At 70.8% G+C, this 15,658-nt stretch carries 12 protein-coding genes; 8 read left to right on the forward strand and 4 right to left on the reverse strand.

The features are described from left to right. Positions 1–129: 129 nt before the first annotated feature. Positions 130–1,251: a glycosyltransferase family 4 protein gene (locus tag ACIA03_RS10235; protein ID WP_396981895.1), complete on the forward strand. Its 1,122-nt coding sequence runs from the start codon at positions 130–132 to the stop codon at positions 1,249–1,251. 79 nt (positions 1,252–1,330) lie between these two features. Continuing rightward, positions 1,331–2,821, forward strand: coding sequence for a lipopolysaccharide biosynthesis protein (locus tag ACIA03_RS10240; protein WP_396981897.1), 1,491 nt, complete (start codon positions 1,331–1,333; stop codon positions 2,819–2,821). On the opposite strand, the gene ACIA03_RS10245 is transcribed toward ACIA03_RS10240, so the two are convergent. After that, positions 2,808–3,941, reverse strand: a complete 1,134-nt coding sequence (locus tag ACIA03_RS10245; RefSeq protein WP_396981899.1) for a right-handed parallel beta-helix repeat-containing protein — start codon at positions 3,939–3,941, stop codon at positions 2,808–2,810. The two genes, ACIA03_RS10240 and ACIA03_RS10245, sit on opposite strands and share 14 nt — an antisense overlap. A gap of 194 nt (positions 3,942–4,135) precedes the next feature. Here ACIA03_RS10245 and ACIA03_RS10250 point away from each other — a divergent pair, with 194 nt between their 5' ends. From ACIA03_RS10250 to ACIA03_RS10265, 4 genes are all read left to right on the forward strand, one after another. Next, positions 4,136–6,430: a hypothetical protein gene (locus tag ACIA03_RS10250; RefSeq protein ID WP_396981901.1), complete on the forward strand. Its 2,295-nt coding sequence runs from the start codon at positions 4,136–4,138 to the stop codon at positions 6,428–6,430. A gap of 120 nt (positions 6,431–6,550) precedes the next feature. Next, the gene (locus tag ACIA03_RS10255; protein ID WP_396981902.1) at positions 6,551–7,171 is read left to right on the forward strand and encodes a hypothetical protein; all 621 of its coding nucleotides are present in this window, start codon (positions 6,551–6,553) and stop codon (positions 7,169–7,171) included. Positions 7,172–7,198: 27 nt separating this feature from the next. Beyond that, positions 7,199–8,827, forward strand: a complete 1,629-nt coding sequence (locus ACIA03_RS10260) for a hypothetical protein (protein ID WP_396981903.1) — start codon at positions 7,199–7,201, stop codon at positions 8,825–8,827. Positions 8,828–8,838: 11 nt separating this feature from the next. Then, complete coding sequence (locus ACIA03_RS10265) at positions 8,839–9,726, forward strand: glycosyltransferase family 2 protein (protein ID WP_396981904.1); 888 nt, start codon at positions 8,839–8,841, stop codon at positions 9,724–9,726. A 133-nt stretch (positions 9,727–9,859) separates the two neighbouring features. Here the strand turns inward: ACIA03_RS10265 and ACIA03_RS10270 are convergent, their stop codons facing one another. The 3 genes from ACIA03_RS10270 to ACIA03_RS10280 are packed head-to-tail and all read right to left on the reverse strand — an operon-like array spanning position 9,860 to position 13,657. After that, positions 9,860–10,882: an acyltransferase family protein gene (locus ACIA03_RS10270; protein WP_396981905.1), complete on the reverse strand. Its 1,023-nt coding sequence runs from the start codon at positions 10,880–10,882 to the stop codon at positions 9,860–9,862. Continuing rightward, positions 10,875–12,233 carry a hypothetical protein gene (locus ACIA03_RS10275; RefSeq protein ID WP_396981907.1) on the reverse strand — a complete coding sequence of 453 codons (1,359 nt, stop codon included), beginning with the start codon at positions 12,231–12,233 and terminating at the stop codon, positions 10,875–10,877. The genes ACIA03_RS10270 and ACIA03_RS10275 overlap by 8 nt, the downstream gene beginning before the upstream one ends. Positions 12,234–12,235: 2 nt before the next feature. Then, the gene (locus ACIA03_RS10280) at positions 12,236–13,657 is read right to left on the reverse strand and encodes a polysaccharide biosynthesis tyrosine autokinase (RefSeq protein WP_396981909.1); all 1,422 of its coding nucleotides are present in this window, start codon (positions 13,655–13,657) and stop codon (positions 12,236–12,238) included. A 275-nt stretch (positions 13,658–13,932) separates the two neighbouring features. Here ACIA03_RS10280 and ACIA03_RS10285 point away from each other — a divergent pair, with 275 nt between their 5' ends. Both ACIA03_RS10285 and ACIA03_RS10290 read left to right on the forward strand, forming a co-directional pair. Next, positions 13,933–14,643 carry a hypothetical protein gene (locus ACIA03_RS10285; protein WP_396981911.1) on the forward strand — a complete coding sequence of 237 codons (711 nt, stop codon included), beginning with the start codon at positions 13,933–13,935 and terminating at the stop codon, positions 14,641–14,643. A gap of 50 nt (positions 14,644–14,693) precedes the next feature. Beyond that, positions 14,694–15,476, forward strand: a complete 783-nt coding sequence (locus ACIA03_RS10290) for a siderophore-interacting protein (RefSeq protein WP_396981913.1) — start codon at positions 14,694–14,696, stop codon at positions 15,474–15,476. Positions 15,477–15,658: the final 182 nt, after the last annotated feature.

Genomic DNA, 15,658 nt, shown 5'->3' on the forward strand with positions numbered 1-15,658 from the left:
GAGGGACATCGGGACCCTAGAAGACCCTCGATCGTCCTGGGCCGCTCAGGCCATCCGCTCCCCAGATCTGGGTAGGACTTTGCCAGGACCTTCGGCCCGGGCTCTCCTGGTGGCCTACCTTTGCTCATCATGCGTTTGTTGGTCGCCCACCCGTCGCCGGACGTCTACGGCTCCGATCTTCAGCTGGTCGAGACGGTGCGTGGGCTGCACCGGGCGGGGCAGCGGGTCACCGTGGTCGTGCCCGATCACGGACCGCTGATCCCGCTGCTCGAGGCCGCCGGCGCGAGCGTCGAGGTGATGCCCTTCCCGGTGCTGCGCAAGGCCTACCTCAGCCTCACCGGACTGGTCCGACTGGCCGCAGCGCTGATGGTCTTCTGGGTGCGCGCGGCGCGGTTGTGGCGGCGTGTCCGGCCGAGCCGGCTGCTGGTCAACACCGTGACCATCCCGTGGTGGATCGTCGTCGCCCGCGCTGCCCGCGTCCCCGTGGTCTGCCACGTGCACGAGGCCGAGGACGACCAGCCGAAGCCCGTACGTCTCGCCCTGACCGCTCCGCTGCTGCTGGCCACCCGGGTGGTGGCCAACTCGCGGGCATCGCGCGATGTGCTCGTGCGGACGGTGGCGGCGCTGGGGCGGCGTACGACGGTCGTCTACAACGGGGTGCCGGGGCCGGAGTCCGTCGCCGCGGCGCGCACCCGGACCCCGAACGAGCCGCTGCGGCTGGTGCTGGTCGGGCGGCTCTCGCCGCGCAAGGGGACCGACGTGGCCCTCGAGGCGCTCGCCGAGGTGCGCCGGCGCGGGATCGACGCGCGGCTGCACGTGTGCGGGTCGGTCTTCGCGGGCTATGAATGGTTCGAGCAGGAGCTCCGCTCCCGTGCGTCCGACAGCGACCTCGCCGGCGCCGTCGAGTTCCTCGGGTACGTCGCCGAACCTGCCCGCGAGCTCGAGCAGGCCGACGTGGTGCTGGTGCCCTCCCGGGTCGAGCCCTTCGGCAACGTGGCGGTCGAGGCGCTGCTCGCCGAGCGGCCGCTGGTCGCGAGCCGGGTGCAGGGGCTGGCCGAGATCGTCACCGACGGTGAGACCGGTCTCCTCGTGACCCCCGGCGACGCCGGCGACCTCGCCGACGCGATCCAGCGGCTCGCCGCCGACCCCGCCTTGGCCGCCGAATTAGCGTCCGATGGACGCAAAAACGCCGAGGAGCGCTTCGGTGCCGAGCGCTACCGCGACGAGATCGCCGCCGAGGTCCTCGGGTGAGCGAGCGTCAGCGAGCGAACGGTGAGATCAACACGCCGCCGCGTCCGTATTCTCGCGCTTGCGCTACGGAGGTGGCGGCGTGACGGTGGAGCAGGACACCGGGCTCGGCAGGAGCGCCGCCCGAGGCGGGCTGGTGGTGCTCGGCGGGCAGGGCGTACGCATCCTGGTCCAGGTCGCCTCGGTCGCGGTGCTCTCCCGGCTGCTCACGCCTCGCGACTACGGCCTGGTCGCGATGGTCCTGGCGGTCGTCGCGGTCGCCGAGATCTTCCGTGACCTCGGGCTCTCGACCGCCGCGATCCAGGCCAAGGTGCTCACGCGCGAGCAGCAGACGAACCTGTGGTGGCTCAACACCGCCCTCGGTCTCGGCCTCGCGCTCGTCGCCGTCGCGGCCGCCCCGCTCATCGCCGCCCTCTACGACGAGCCGGCCCTGACGACCCTGACCGCCGCGATGTCGGGAATGTTCGTCCTCAACGGCATGGGCGCCCAGTATCGCGCCGACCTCACCCGCCGGATGCTCTTCACCCGGCTCGCCGCCGCCACGACTCTGGCGCCGCTGCTGGCCCTCGGGATCGCGGCGTACGCGGCGGCCAACGGCGCCGGCTACTGGGCCCTCGTCGTCCAGCAGCTGGTCCAGGGCGCTGTCGCCCTGGTGGCCGTCGGACTCTTCGCCGGCTGGCTCCCCGGACGCCCGCGGCGCGGCGTGGAGATGGGCGAGTTTCTCCGTTTCGGCTGGTCGCTGGCCGGAACCCAGCTGATCAACTACGCCGCCAGCAACATCGACTCCGTGCTCATCGGCACCCGTCTGGGCGCCCACCAGCTCGGCACCTACAACCGCGCCTGGCAGCTGCTGATGAACCCGTTGGGCCAGCTGCGCGGCCCCACCACGACGGTGGCGCTGCCCGTGCTGAGCAGGATCCGCGACAACCCGGCGCTCACCCAGCGGTTCGTGCAGCGCGGCCAGATCGCGCTCGGCTACAGCCTCGGCGCGGGGCTCGGCCTGGTCGCCGGGGCCGCGGTGCCGGTCTGCGCCCTCTTCCTCGGGCCCGGCTGGGACGTCGCCGGCGTCTTCGCCCTGCTCGCCTGCGCCGGCCTCTTCCAGACGCTGGCCTACGTCGGCTACTGGGTCTACCTCGCCCACGGCCTGATCACCGAGCTGCGCCACTACACCCTGGTCGCCTCGGCCCTGAAGGTCGTCTGCGTGCTCGTCGGGGTGCGCTACGGGATCACCGGCGTCGCGGTCGGCTACGCGACCGCCCACCTGCTGGAGTGGCCGCTGTCGCTGTGGTGGATCTCCCGGCGCACCCGGCTCCGGGTCGGCCCGCTCTACCTGGGCGCGGCCCGGATCCTGCTGGTCGCCGGTGCGGTCGCGGCCAGCGCGTACGCCACCGCCCAGGCCCTCCACGGGCAGCACCCCGGGGTGACGGTGCCGGTCTGCGTGGTGGCCGGGTCCGCGGCGTACGCGCTCCTGCTCGTCTTCCCGCCGATCCGCCGCGACGTGATGTCGCTGGTGGTGACGGTGCGGGGCGCGCTCGGGCCCCGCTTGTCAGGCCGGGACGTCAGCCGCGGGTGAGCGTCACCGGGCGGCCGGTGTCGTCCCAGACGTTGCCGGAGTGGTTGACCTTCGTGGAGGACGGGTGGATGATCGCGCAGCCGTCGACGCGCTGGTCGCTGAGGAACCGGTTGTCGTGGATCTCCGTGCCGCGGATCGGGCCCCGGCTCTTCTCGGCGATGTTGACGGTGCAGCCGCCTCCGCCGAGCAGGTTGTCGCGGATCGTGACGTCGCTGACGTCGCCGATGCTCTGGGTGATCATCACGCCGGCGTTGTAGGCACCCGTGAACCGGTTGTCCGCGATCGTGATGTTGCTGCCGCCGATGATCTGGATCGAGTCGTCGTGGGAGGCCCCGCCGTCCTGGTAGGGGTCGTTCTCGAAGTGGTAGTTGTCGTGGAGCCAGTTGTCGCGGACGATCACGTTGCTGCCGGTGATGTGGACCTGGTCGGTGACGTGGTGGATCTCCGAGCTCTCCAGGGTGAAGTCGTGACCGACCACCCCGTTGACGCCCGGCGCGGCGTTCTCGGCCATCACCTCGACGTTGCTGACCAGCATCCCCGCGCCGTTGCCGTTGTTGTTGGAGATCCCGGCGGTCTCCGAGCCGGTCGGCACGATCACCAAGGTGTTGCGGATCGTCACGTTCGGCGCCTCGACGCTGATGCGCCCATGCACCTCGAGGCCGTCGACCACCTCTCCGGGAGTCCTGATGACCAGGTCGCCGTTGTGGACCCGCAGCTTCTTCTTCGGAGGTACGCCGGTGTCGCGCGGCCCCGGCGAGCCCGCACCCGGGGGAGGCGAGCTCAGCGGTTCGCCCTCGCGCGGCTCCTGCCCGGAGGGCCGGTCGCCGGACCGGTTCGACTGGTCCGAGGGTCGACCTCCCGGCGACGCGCCGGCCGAGGGCTTGGTCGAGCTGGTCGAGGAGGCGGACGGGGACGCCGACGACGGAGAGGGCGTCAACGTCACCGGCCCGCCGAAGTCGTCGGGCGGCAGATTGGAGTAGTTCCTCTCCGTACGCAGCGGGGGCACCTCGGACTGACCCCTGGTCAGCACGTAGGTCGAGGACAGCGCGACCACGGTGACGACCGCGGCGATGCCGAGGAGGATGATCCGGGACGGGCCGGGCGGGACAGTCAAAGACATGTGCCTTCCTGTGGACTGTGCAGCCTACTGACGCTGCGGGAGTCTGCACCACGCAGTTTGCGCGGGTTGGGCTCCTGGGTCCAACACATACCCGATTCAGGGGATGGGAAGGGCGATTGGCGGGCGGATGGCTGCGGTCCTCCGCGACACTGCCGTGTCGCGGCCGAGGTGGCCGCCTTGTGCAGGGATGGATGATGACGCGGATTCACGAGTGGCGTCTGCTGGCGGCCGGGGCGGTCGCAGCTGTTCTCGGGGTGAGCAGCCTGGTCATGTCGGGAGGGGCGACGGCGGACACGGCTCCGGTCGACCCGGAGCTGCCGGAGACGGTCTCGGCCGACGTACTTCCGACGGTGCAGATCGACGGGGTCGCCTGGAAGCAGGTGATCGTCGGCGACACCGTCTACGTCGGGGGCAACTTCAGCTCCGCACGCCCTGCGGGCGCTGCGGCCGGGACGAACGAGACGCCGCGGACGCACCTGCTGGCCTACCGGCTCTCCACCGGTGAGCTGATCGACGGCTTCGCGCCGAGCCTCAACGGCCAGGTCAAGGACATGGCGCTCTCACCCGACAAGTCCCTGCTCTACCTCGCCGGCAGCTTCACCCAGGTCAACGGGGTCAACCGCTACCGCGGCGCCGCGATCAACCTGGCCACGGGCGCACTGACCAGCTTCCGGCCGATCTTCAACTCGACCACCAATGCGGTCGCGGCGACGTCCACCGCGGTCTTCTACGGCGGCGTGTTCACCTCCGCGGACAACACCGCGCGTACGAAGCTGGCGGCCGTCAGCCCCACCGACACTGGCACCGGCCTGCTGTCGATGAACCCGACCGTCTCCAACGGCTCCGTGCAGGACATCGTGGTCTCACCCGACGGCGCCGACATCGTGATCGGCGGCAATTTCACCCGGGTCAACGGCTGGTCCAGCCCGGGCTACGGACTGGCCCGGATCAAGGTCGCGACCGGCGCCTCGCTGTCGCTGCCGGTCAACTCCGAGGTCCGCAACGGTGGCTCCAACTCCGCGATCCTCGCGCTCGAGTCCGACGGCACCAGCTTCTACGGCAGCGGCTACCACTACGGCAGCGGCGGCAACCTCGAGGGCTCCTTCAAGGCCGACTGGGCCACGGGCAAGCTGACCTGGCTCGAGGACTGCCACGGCGACACCTACTCGATCTGGCCGACCGCCGACACGGTCTACCAGGCCAGCCACAAGCACTACTGCGGCAACTCCGGCGGCTTCCCGGAGACCAGCCCGCGCAGCTTCCAGCACTCCACCGCGGTCACCCAGGACGTACGCGGCACCAACACCCGCGACATCTACGGCTACCCCGACCACCCCGGCACCCCGCGGCCGGAGTTCCTGGAGTGGTACCCGAAGTGGACCCCGGGCACCTTCACCGGCTCCAACCAGGCGCCCTGGACGGTGGCGGCCAACGCCGACTACGTCGTCTACGGCGGTGAGTTCCTCAAGGTCAACGGGGTCGCCCAGCAGGGCCTGGTGCACTTCGCGGTCAAGACGATCGCGCCCAACGATGTCGGTCCGGCCCTGTCCGGTGCCGACTTCGGGCTCACGGCGACCTCGCCCGCCGACGGCCAGGTCCGGCTGACCTGGCCCGGCAACGCGGACATGGACAACGCGACCGTGACCTACCAGGTCTACCGCGGCTCGACCGCCGCCCCGATCCATACGCAGGCTGTCACCGCGGCGTTCTGGAAGCAGACCACGCAGAGCTTCCTCGACACCGCGGCGCCCCCGGGCACCACCCAGAGCTACCGCGTCGTCGCCGAGGATGCCTTCGGCAACCAGTCGTCCACCGAGTGGGTGACCGTCGACGTCGCGGGCGTGCCGGCGCCGCCCGCCGAGGGCGTTGTCGCCGCGGACACCTTCGAGCGGGCCGAGGCCAGCGGCTGGGGCACGGCCGACTCCGGTGGTGCTTGGACCCGCACCACCGGCACCGCGGGCAACTTCTCGGTCTCCGAGGGGCGCGGCCGGCACGCGGTCACCCCGGGTGGCACCACCGAGTCCCGGCTCGGCGAGGTCTCGGCGACCGACGTCGACGCGACCGTCAGCGTCGGAGTCTCCCGGCTCCCCGACGCCGGCTACGTCTGGTCGATCCTCGGGGCCCGCGTCTCCGGCACCGACCACTACGCCTCCCGGCTCCGGTTCAACCCGGACGGCACCGTCGGCATCCACCTCGTACGCAGCGGCACCCCGGTCGTCGGCGCCAACGTCGTCCCGGGCCTGAGCGTCGCGCCCGGCGACCGGCTGAAGGTACGCCTCCAGGTCACCGGCACCGCGCCCGCGACCGTGCGCACCAAGGTGTGGCCGGCCGGCTCCGCGGAGCCGTCGGGGTGGACGTACGAGCTCTCGGACTCGACCGCGGCCAACCAGCTCGCGGGCGGCGTGATGCTGCGCGGTTTCGGCTCCTCGACGATCGGCACCACGCCGGTGGAGGTCAGCTACGACGACCTGAAGGTGATCGAGCCGTAGGCGGCATACCCGATCTTGGGGAGTGGGCGCCTGGATCCTCCCGCGGGCGTCGGACTTGGGCTTGAATGCAACGTCTTTGAACAGATGTCTTTGTCCGACCCCGCCCGCGGAAGATCCCCCATGCTCAGTCACGTCCCGCGTTCGAGGATGTACGTCGCGGCAGCCGTCGCTGCCGTCGTCCTCGTGAGCGTCGCGGTCGCGCTCGTCGTGCGTCACTCGTCCGGCCCGGCCGATGCCGGGACGGACTCGACGGTGGCCGCCGCGCCTTCCCCGACGGCGACCCCGTCCGAGAAGGAGTCCGCGTCGGCCTCCGAGACGGAGGACGAGACCGCGGACGAGTCGTCGGAGGGCAACCGCGCACTCGGCCTGAAGGCCGTCGCGACCACCGCCCCGGGCGTGACGGCGCGGCTGGCCAGGATCGACTCCGTCCAGGCCACCGCGAGCCTGCCCGGTGAGATCGGTGGCCCTGCCCTCGCGATCACCGTCAAGGTGACGAACGAGACCGGGAAGAAGCTCGACCTGGCGCTCGGTGTGGTCAACGCCTACTACGGTCCGGAGCGCACCCCGGCGGTGAGCGTCGCCTCCGACGGCGAGGTGCCGTTCCCGGCCTCGGTCGCCGACGGCGAGTCGGCCAAGGGCGTCTACGTCTTCCAGATCCCCGTGGAAGCCCGCCCCGTACGCGTCGAGCTCGATCTGGGCAACGGCGCCGACGTGGTGGTCTTCAAGGGCCGTCCCCAATGATAAACCTCCCCCACGATGAGAGATGTGATGAAGCCGATCCTGGCTGTGCTGGCGCTCGTGGCCACGAGCCTGACCCTGGCGACGACCTCCGCCTCCGCGGACACCGCGCCGACCGACACCGACCTCCCGACGACGGTCTCCGCCGACGTACTTCCGACCGTGCAGATCGACGGCGTCGCCTGGAAGCAGGTGATCGTCGGCGACATCGTCTACGTCGGCGGCAGCTTCACCTCGGCCCGCCCGGCGGGCGCCGCGGCTGGCACCAGCGAGACGCCGCGATCCAACATGCTGGCCTACCAGCTCTCGACGGGGAAGCTGATCACCACCTTCGCGCCGAAGTTCAACGGCCAGGTCAAGGACATGGCGCTCTCGCCCGACAAGAAGCTGCTCTACGTCGCGGGCGGCTTCACCCAGGTCGACGGCGTCAACCGCTACCGGGGCGCCGCGATCGACCTCGCCACTGGCAAGGTGACCAGCTTCCGGCCGATCTTCAACTCGACCACCAACGCGGTCGAGGCCACGTCCACCGCGGTCTTCTACGGTGGCGTGTTCACCTCGGCCGACAACACGGTGCGTACGAAGGTCGCCGCGGTCAAGCCCGGTGACACCGGCACCGGCCTGCTGCCGATGAACCCGAAGGTCGCCGGCGGCAACGTCAACGACATCGTGGTCTCCTCCGACGGCACCAAGATCGTCATCGGTGGCGCTTTCACCAGCGTCAACGGCTCCTCCAACCCGGGCTACGGCCTGGCCCGTCTCGAGGTCTCCTCGGGCAGCTCGCTGGCCCTTCCGGTCAACGACGAGATCCGCAACGGCGGCGCCGAGTCGGCGATCCTCTCGCTCGAGTCCGACGGCACCAGCTTCTACGGCACCGGCTACAACTACGGCGGCACCGGCAACTCCGAGGGAACCTTCAAGGCCGACTGGGCCACCGGCAAGCTCACCTGGCTCGAGGACTGCCACGGCGATACCTACGCCGTCTGGCCGACCGCCGAGACCGTCTACCAGGCCAGCCACAAGCACGGCTGCGACACCTCCGGTGGCTTCCCGGAGACCAAGCCGCGGGCCTGGTATCACTCGACCGCGGTCACCCAGGACGTACGCGGCACCAACATCGCCGACGACAAGTACGGCTACCCCGACCACCCCGGCACCCCGCGCCCGGAGTTCCTGGAGTGGTATCCGAAGTGGACCAACGGTACCTACACCAGCGCCCAGCAGTCGACCTGGACCGTGACCGCCAACGCCAGCTACGTGGTCTACGGCGGCGAGTTCCTGAAGGTCAACGGCGTCGCCCAGCAGGGTCTGGTCCGGTTCGCCGTCAAGGACATCGCGCCCAACAAGGTCGGCCCGACGCTGAAGGGCGCGAAGTGGGCGCTGACCGGCTCCTCTCCGTCGGCGGGCAAGGCGACGCTGAAGTGGCCGGGCAACCCTGACAAGGACAACGCGACCGTCACCTACAAGCTCTACCGCGGCTCGCTCGACTCCACGCCGATCAAGACCGTGAAGGTCTCGGCCCCGTTCTGGAAGCACACCGCGATGACCTTCACCGACACCGGCCGCACCAGCGGCTCGGCGCAGAAGTACAAGATCGAGGCAGTGGACCCGCTCGGCAACATCTCCCGCTCCGACTGGGTCACGGTCACGATCAAGTGATCTGGGTCTGCATGCTCACCTATCGGCGCCCTGAGGGGTTGGCCGAGGCTGTGGGCATGCTCCGGGCCCAGCTCGATCTGGTTCCCGGCGCGCGGCTGCTCGTGGTCGACAACGACGAGCAGCCCAGCGCCTCCTCGGCGGTCGCGGAGGCGGCCGGGGGTGACGTACGGGTGCGGTATGTGCACGAACCGACCCCCGGCATCGCCGCCGCCCGCAACCGGGCGCTGGACGAGGCCGGTCCCGAGGCCGTCGTCGTCTTCATCGACGACGACGAGCAGCCCTCAGAGAAGTGGCTGCCGACCCTGCTCGGGTGCTGGGAGGAGACCGGCGCGGCAGCCGTCGTCGGTCCGGTGCTCTCCCGGTTCGAGGGTGAGCCGGACCCGTGGATCACTGCGGGTGGTTTCTTCCGGCGTCTGCGGCACCCCACCGGCACCGTCGTCACCACCGCGGCGACCAACAACCTCCTCCTCGACATGGCTCAGGTCGGCTCGCTCCGCTTCGACTTCGGCTTCGGCCTCTCCGGCGGCTCCGACACCGTCTTCACCCGCACCCTCTCTGCTGACGGTGGCCGGATCGTGTGGTGCGACGAGGCCCCCGTCCACGACCTGGTTCCCGTAGGCCGCGCGACTCGGGAGTGGGTACGCTCCCGCGCCTCCCGCATCGGCAACTCCGACTCCCGGGCGCAGGTCTACCTCACCCCGGCGCCCCGCCGGCTGATCGCCCGACTGCAGGCCACTGCTCGTGGCCTCGTCCGTGTCCTGGGCGGAGGCTCGCGCGTCGTCCTCGGCCATCTGGCCGGCTCGCAGACCCACCACGCCCGCGGCACCCGCACCCTGCTTCGGGGCGTGGGCATGCTCCGTGGCGCCTGGGGCTCCTACCTGACCGAGTACGCCCGCTAGCCGACTCGGCGCATCTGTCCCGCCGCAGCTCGTCGAGTCGGCGCGTTTGTCCCGCCGTATGTTGTCGAGTCGGCGCGTCTGTCCCGGTGGGGATCGCGCGAGGCATGAGGCAGTTGCGCCGACTCGGCAGTTTCTAGCGAGGCAGTTGCGCCGACTCGGCGGTTTCTGGTGGGGCAGTTGTGCCGGGTCGGTGAGGGATCGGGAAGTCGAAGATGCCGCGGATGCGGCCGGTGATCAGCCGGTCGAGAGCCAGCGCCAGCAGGATCGCGGCGAGGGTGAGCAGGGGTACGGCGACCAGGGTGGTTCCCGGGGGCCAGTCGATATTGCGCCCGGCGAGCAGGGCCGCGGCGGCGGTGATCGGGAAGGCGTGGACGACGTAGATCGGGAGGGTGCGGGTGCCGAGGTGGCGTACGAACCCGAGCGCCGGGACCCGGGCGATCAGCACCCCGAGCCCACACCCCGCGGCCACCGCGAGCAGGCCCAGCATCGGCCGCACGAAGAGGATCCGGTCGGAGGAGACGTAGAGGAAGAACCCCAGCACCACCACGTACGCCACCCCCACCCCGACCACGTGGACCGGCCGCATCCGCGGCACGACCGAGCGCACCGCAGGTGCGGCGCGGGAGGCCAGCACGAAGAAGAACCAATAGCGGAATGTCTTGTCCCACGGGACGTCGCCGGTGGAGACCAGCCCGGCGGCGAAGACCGCGGAGACGATCAGCGCCGTCCCGACGACGAGCCATGCGGGCAGCCGGCGGGTCAGCCACCCCACGAGCGTGAACAGGCAGAGCGTGTAGAGGAACCAGAGGTAGACGTTGGGCTCGACCAGCACCCGGGCGACCGCCGCGAACCCACCCGGCGGGGAGTGCGGCAGGAGCGCGCGGAAGGCGCCGAGGAGGACGCACCACAGGAGGTAGAGGTAGATCAGGGTCAGGCATCGGGTGCGCAGCACCACCCGCAGCGGTCGGGCGAGCAGCCCCGGAGCGAGGAGGCCGGAGAGGAAGAAGAACAGCGGCATCCGGAACGTGTCGAGGGTGTAGGCCAGCCGCGACCACGGGCCGGCGAGGCCCACCAGGTCGAGGTTGATCACGGCGTGGAAGAGCACGACCAGGATGATCGCGACGCCGCGCGCGGAGTCGATCCAGCTCTCACGCACGCTGCGGCCCTCCGGCGAGGTAGCGGCGGCGGGCGCGCCGGCCGTGGCGGCTCCGGCGCTGTGACAGCCGCGGTCGCGGCGCAGGTGCTGGCGGGGCCGGGTCGGCCTCGTTGCGCTGCAGCAGGAACACCCCGAGCGCGAGCGCGAGCGGCGGCAGCGAGCTGATGATCGGCCCGAAGAAGAGGTTCCAGCCCAGCTGCAGGGCGAGGTAGATGCCGAGCGCGGTGCCGGTGCGGTAAGCCATGCTGCGGCCCAGATAGGACGCCGCGAGCCACAGCAGCCACACCGACAGCACCAGCCCGGCGAGCCCGAACCACACCCACAGGTCACCCATCAGCGAGTGCACCTCGATCCGGGTGCCGAACATGTAGTGCTCGACGTAGCCGTTGTCGGGGTCGTAGCCCAGACGGGACATGCCCTGCTTCGCGACCTGCATGTCGGTCGAGGTGGCCATGGTGCCGGCTCCATAGCCGAGCGGCTCGTGCATCATCAGCGCGACCGTCGCCCCGATCTCCGGTCGACCGCCGAGGATGAGCGACCCGGCGGTCCGAGTCTGCTCCTCGGTGCGCTCCTGCGCCGACTGGCCCAGATAGCCGTCCAGCGCGGCACCTTCCAGCGCACGGTAGAGCCCGAACCCCAGCGCACCTACCAGCACCAGCGAGAGCAGCGCGGAGGTGGTCCGCTTCGCCGTCCTCGGCCGGTGCTGCCACAGCAGCAGCACCGCGGTCATGATCAGGAACGCGCTCATCGACCTGGCCCCCGACAGCGCGGTGACCGCGGTCAGCGCGCCGAGCGCGACCATGTCGGCGCCGACCCGTTTCACCATCAGGCAGATCCCGAGCAGCAGCATCGTCGCGGGCTCCGCGAACCCGAACCGCCACGGGTCCTCGGCGAACCGGGATCCCATCGTCGCGGTCATGAACGAGCCCACCGCGTAGAGACAGACCACGACGCCCGGCGACAGCACCCGCTGCGCCCACAGGAGCGCCCCGACGCACATCACGGCCGAGACGACCGGGACCAGCTCGAACAGCAGCCCGGCCTCGGTCGGTGGGTGGGTCGCCGAGCGCCACGTGGTGAGCGCCAGAGCGGAGAAGAGACAGGCAAGAAGGAGTACGCCGCCCAGGACCGCCCCGCGATAGCGGCCGGCCTCCCGGATCCAGACCGGTGCCAGGGCCGCACCCATCAGTCCGCCCACGGTCAGGCCACGGACGAGATGGAAGTCGGTCCCGGCCAGGAACGCGGCCGCCCCCGCCAGGAGAGCGGTCAGCACCTCCCAGCCCGCGCGCTCGGTGCGCCCGGCGTGCTGGGTGTGCCCGGCACGGAGCCGGACCGCCGTCGCGACGGTCATGCTCAGCTCCCGGCGGCGGGGTAGCTCTGCTGACGCGGGTCCCGAGGACGTACGAAACCGGAGAGGAGGCGGGCGAACCAGCCCTGCTCAGGTTGGCCGTAGTAGGTGTGCGCGGCGGTGTCGCGGACCTGGTTGGCGACGATGCCGAGGCAGCGGGCGTCGACGGTCTCGAGGCTGTCGATGGCCTCCAGGACCTGGGGACGGTGGATGGTGCGGCAGTTGGCGACCACCAGGGCGCCGTCGGTCAGGCGGGACAGGATCGCGCCGTCGGCGACCGGGAGCAGCGGCGGGGAGTCGAGGATGACCACGTCGTAGCTCGCGCGCGCCTCCTCCAGCAGGTCGGCCATCCGCGGCGAGCCGATCAGCTGCGCGGGGTTGGGCGGGATCTCACCCATGGTGAGCACGTGCAGGTTGGCGTCGCCCCAGACCTGGACGACCTCGTCGAGCTCGGCCTTGCCGATCAGCACCGTGGTCAGCCCGGCCGCGCCCTCCAGGCCGCAGTAGTCGGCGACCGCCGGGCGGCGCATGTCGGCATCGACGAGCAGCACCCGCTGGCCCTGCTCCGCGATCGCCAGGGCCAGGTTGATCGACGTCGTCGACTTGCCCTCACCACCGATCGAGGAGGTCACGACGATCGAGCGGACCGGGGAGGAGGCGTCGAGGTACTGCAGATTGGTCTGCAGCCTCCGGTAGGCCTCGGCGGCGACGTTGTGCGGGTCGATGGCGGTCACCGCGCCCCGTGAGCGCCGCCTGCCCCTTCGCCGGGGGATCGCGCCGAGCAGCCCCACGTCGGTCAGCTGCTCGATCTCGACGGCGGTGCGGACCCGGGTGTCCAGCAGGGCACGGACCACCGCGATCGCGACGCCGAGCCCGAAGCCGCCGGCGAAGCCGACCAGAGCGGCCAGCCGCGTACGCGGTGCGAACGCCTCCTCGGGCGGATCGGCACGGGCGACCACGGTCACCTCGACGGCGGACTTCTTGTTGGAGCTGGGGGAGAGGTTGGTGATCGTGGTGGTGAGCTCGTCGGCGACCGAGTTGGCGAGGTCGGAGGCGCCGCTGCTGGTGGTGGCCACCGCGTCGATCTCGATGATCACGGTGTCGAGCGGGTTCTCCGCGGTGATCTGCTCGGCCAGCGCCTTGGGGGTCGTGTCCAGGTCGAGGTCGTAGATGACCTGGTCGAGCACCACCGGCATCGTGGCGAGCTTGGCGTAGGACTGGACGATGTCCTGGGTGAACGTCGAGCCCTGGACCAGCTCCTGGGTCGTCGCGCCGCGCGCGATCGAGACGAAGACGGTGCTCTGTGCGCGGTACTGCGGCGGGCTCGCGTGCGCCTGCGCGAAGGCCGCGCCGGCGCCGATGATCGCGAGCACCGCGACGATGTACCAGCGCTTTCGCAGGGCAGCGACATAGTCGCGCAGGTCCAACAGGTCACTCCGTCCGATGTCATTGCCAGGCTGCTCGTCCGCGGCTCATCCGCCGTCAGGGCAGGTCCGCGGGGCCATCGCACATCCTCACCTGATTCTGGGGATGACGGGGCCGGGTGTTCGGCCCGTTCCCCCAAATGGGGGATTGATCCTCCGTCGGTTTCTAGGGCCGTACGCCGACTGCGTAATGTCTGTTCGTCACGTTCGGGGGGAAGGCCTGCGTGGACGCGCGATTCCACGCTCCAGAATCGCTAGGCAACTCGAAGGTAGGCACGATGGACACCGCGACGATCCTGGTCGTCTGCACCGGGAACGTACGACGTTCGCCGGCGATCGAGGCGATGCTCCGTGAAGGCGTCGGACAGATCGGTGGGCTCGCGCGCCACGGCATCACGGTGATCTCGGCCGGCAGCGAGGCGCTCGAGGGTTACGACATGGACCCGATGATCGCCTCCGAGGTGGCTCTCGCCGGCACCCGGCTGGCCCGGCACCAGGCCTACCCCCTCGACGTCGCCGACATCGAGAGCGCCGACCTGATCATCACCGCCGAACGCTCCCACCGCAGCGAGGTCGCCCGGCTGGTGCCCTCGGCGGTCAAGCGCACCTTCACCCTGGTCGAGATCGCCGCGCTCGGCGACCTGCTGGGACGTACGGCCCTGGGCGGCCCCGCGGGTTCGGAGGCGGACGCGGCCACCCGGTTGCGTACGTTGGTCCAGCTCGCTCCGCTGCAGAAGGCCCGGCGGCGGATCCGGCGGCCGGCCGACGACGACCTCCTCGACCTGCGGAAGCGGTCGCCACGCGAGGCTCGGCGGCTGGTGACCGAGGCGCGCGGCCACGTCGAGAAGTTGCTGCAGGTGCTCGAGCCGAGCCTGTCGCTGGTCAGCAAGCCTCAGCGTCCCGCTCCCGCTCCCGCGATCCCCGCGCCCGCGGCTCCGGCCGACACGACCCAGCCCCGTTCCGTCCACTCCACCCGGTCGGCGGGTTGACCGCGGCTGGTTCGGCGTGGCCCATTTGAAAGCAAGTTAGGGTTGCCTTCATGAACCGTCCCGCGAAGCCCGAGACCGTCCTCGTCGTCACCGCCACCGAGCGGCTCAGTCCGACGATGATCCGGGTGAGCTTCCGCTCCGAGGACCTCGGCGCCTTCTCGTCGAGCGTGTTCACGGACCGCTACGTGAAGCTCGTCTTCCCGCAGGTGGACGGCGAGGTGGTGCGCACCTACACCGCTCTCAACCCCTCGGTCGAGGACGGCACCCTCGACATCGACTTCGTCGTCCACGGCACCGAGGGGTACGCCGGTCCCTGGGCCGCCGCGGCCCAGCCGGGCGACACCCTCGTGGCCCGCGGCCCCGGCGGCGCCTACGCGCCCGACCCGGAGGCCGACTGGCACCTGATCGCCGGTGACGAGACCGCCCTGCCCGCCATCCGTGCGGCCCTGGCCGCGCTGCCGTCCGATGCCCGCGGCTACGCCGTCATCGACATTCCCGCGCGGGGTCACGAGCAGCCGCTCGACCACCCCGACGGCGTCGAGGTGACCTGGCTGGTCACCGGCGGTCACACCCATCACGCCGCCGAGGACGCCGAGGGTCACGAGCAGCCGCTCGTCACCGCCCTCCGCGACCTGAAGTGGCTCGACGGCCGCGTCCACGCCTTCGTCCACGGAGAGGCCGCGGTCACGATGCACGGCATCCGCCCCTACCTCCTCAAGGAGCGCGGCGTCCCGAAGGCCGACCTCTCCATCTCCGGCTACTGGCGCCGCGGTCGCACCGAGGAGACCTTCCGCGAGTGGAAGCGCGAGCTCGCCGAGGCCGAGTCCGCCTGACCGCCGACTCGGCGCGTCTGCCCCGCCAGTCAATGCCGAGTCGGCGCGTCTGCCCCGCCAATCAATGCCGAGTCGGCGCATCTGCCTCACGTCTCGTTGCGGCGTCCCAGCCCTTGGGGCATTTGCGCCGACTCGACGTGATTTCCTGAGGCAGTTGCGCCGAGTCGACGTGGTTTTGTGGG

Origin of the sequence: Nocardioides sp. NPDC051685, assembly GCF_044453405.1 — a bacterium.
Classification (GTDB): domain Bacteria; phylum Actinomycetota; class Actinomycetes; order Propionibacteriales; family Nocardioidaceae; genus Nocardioides.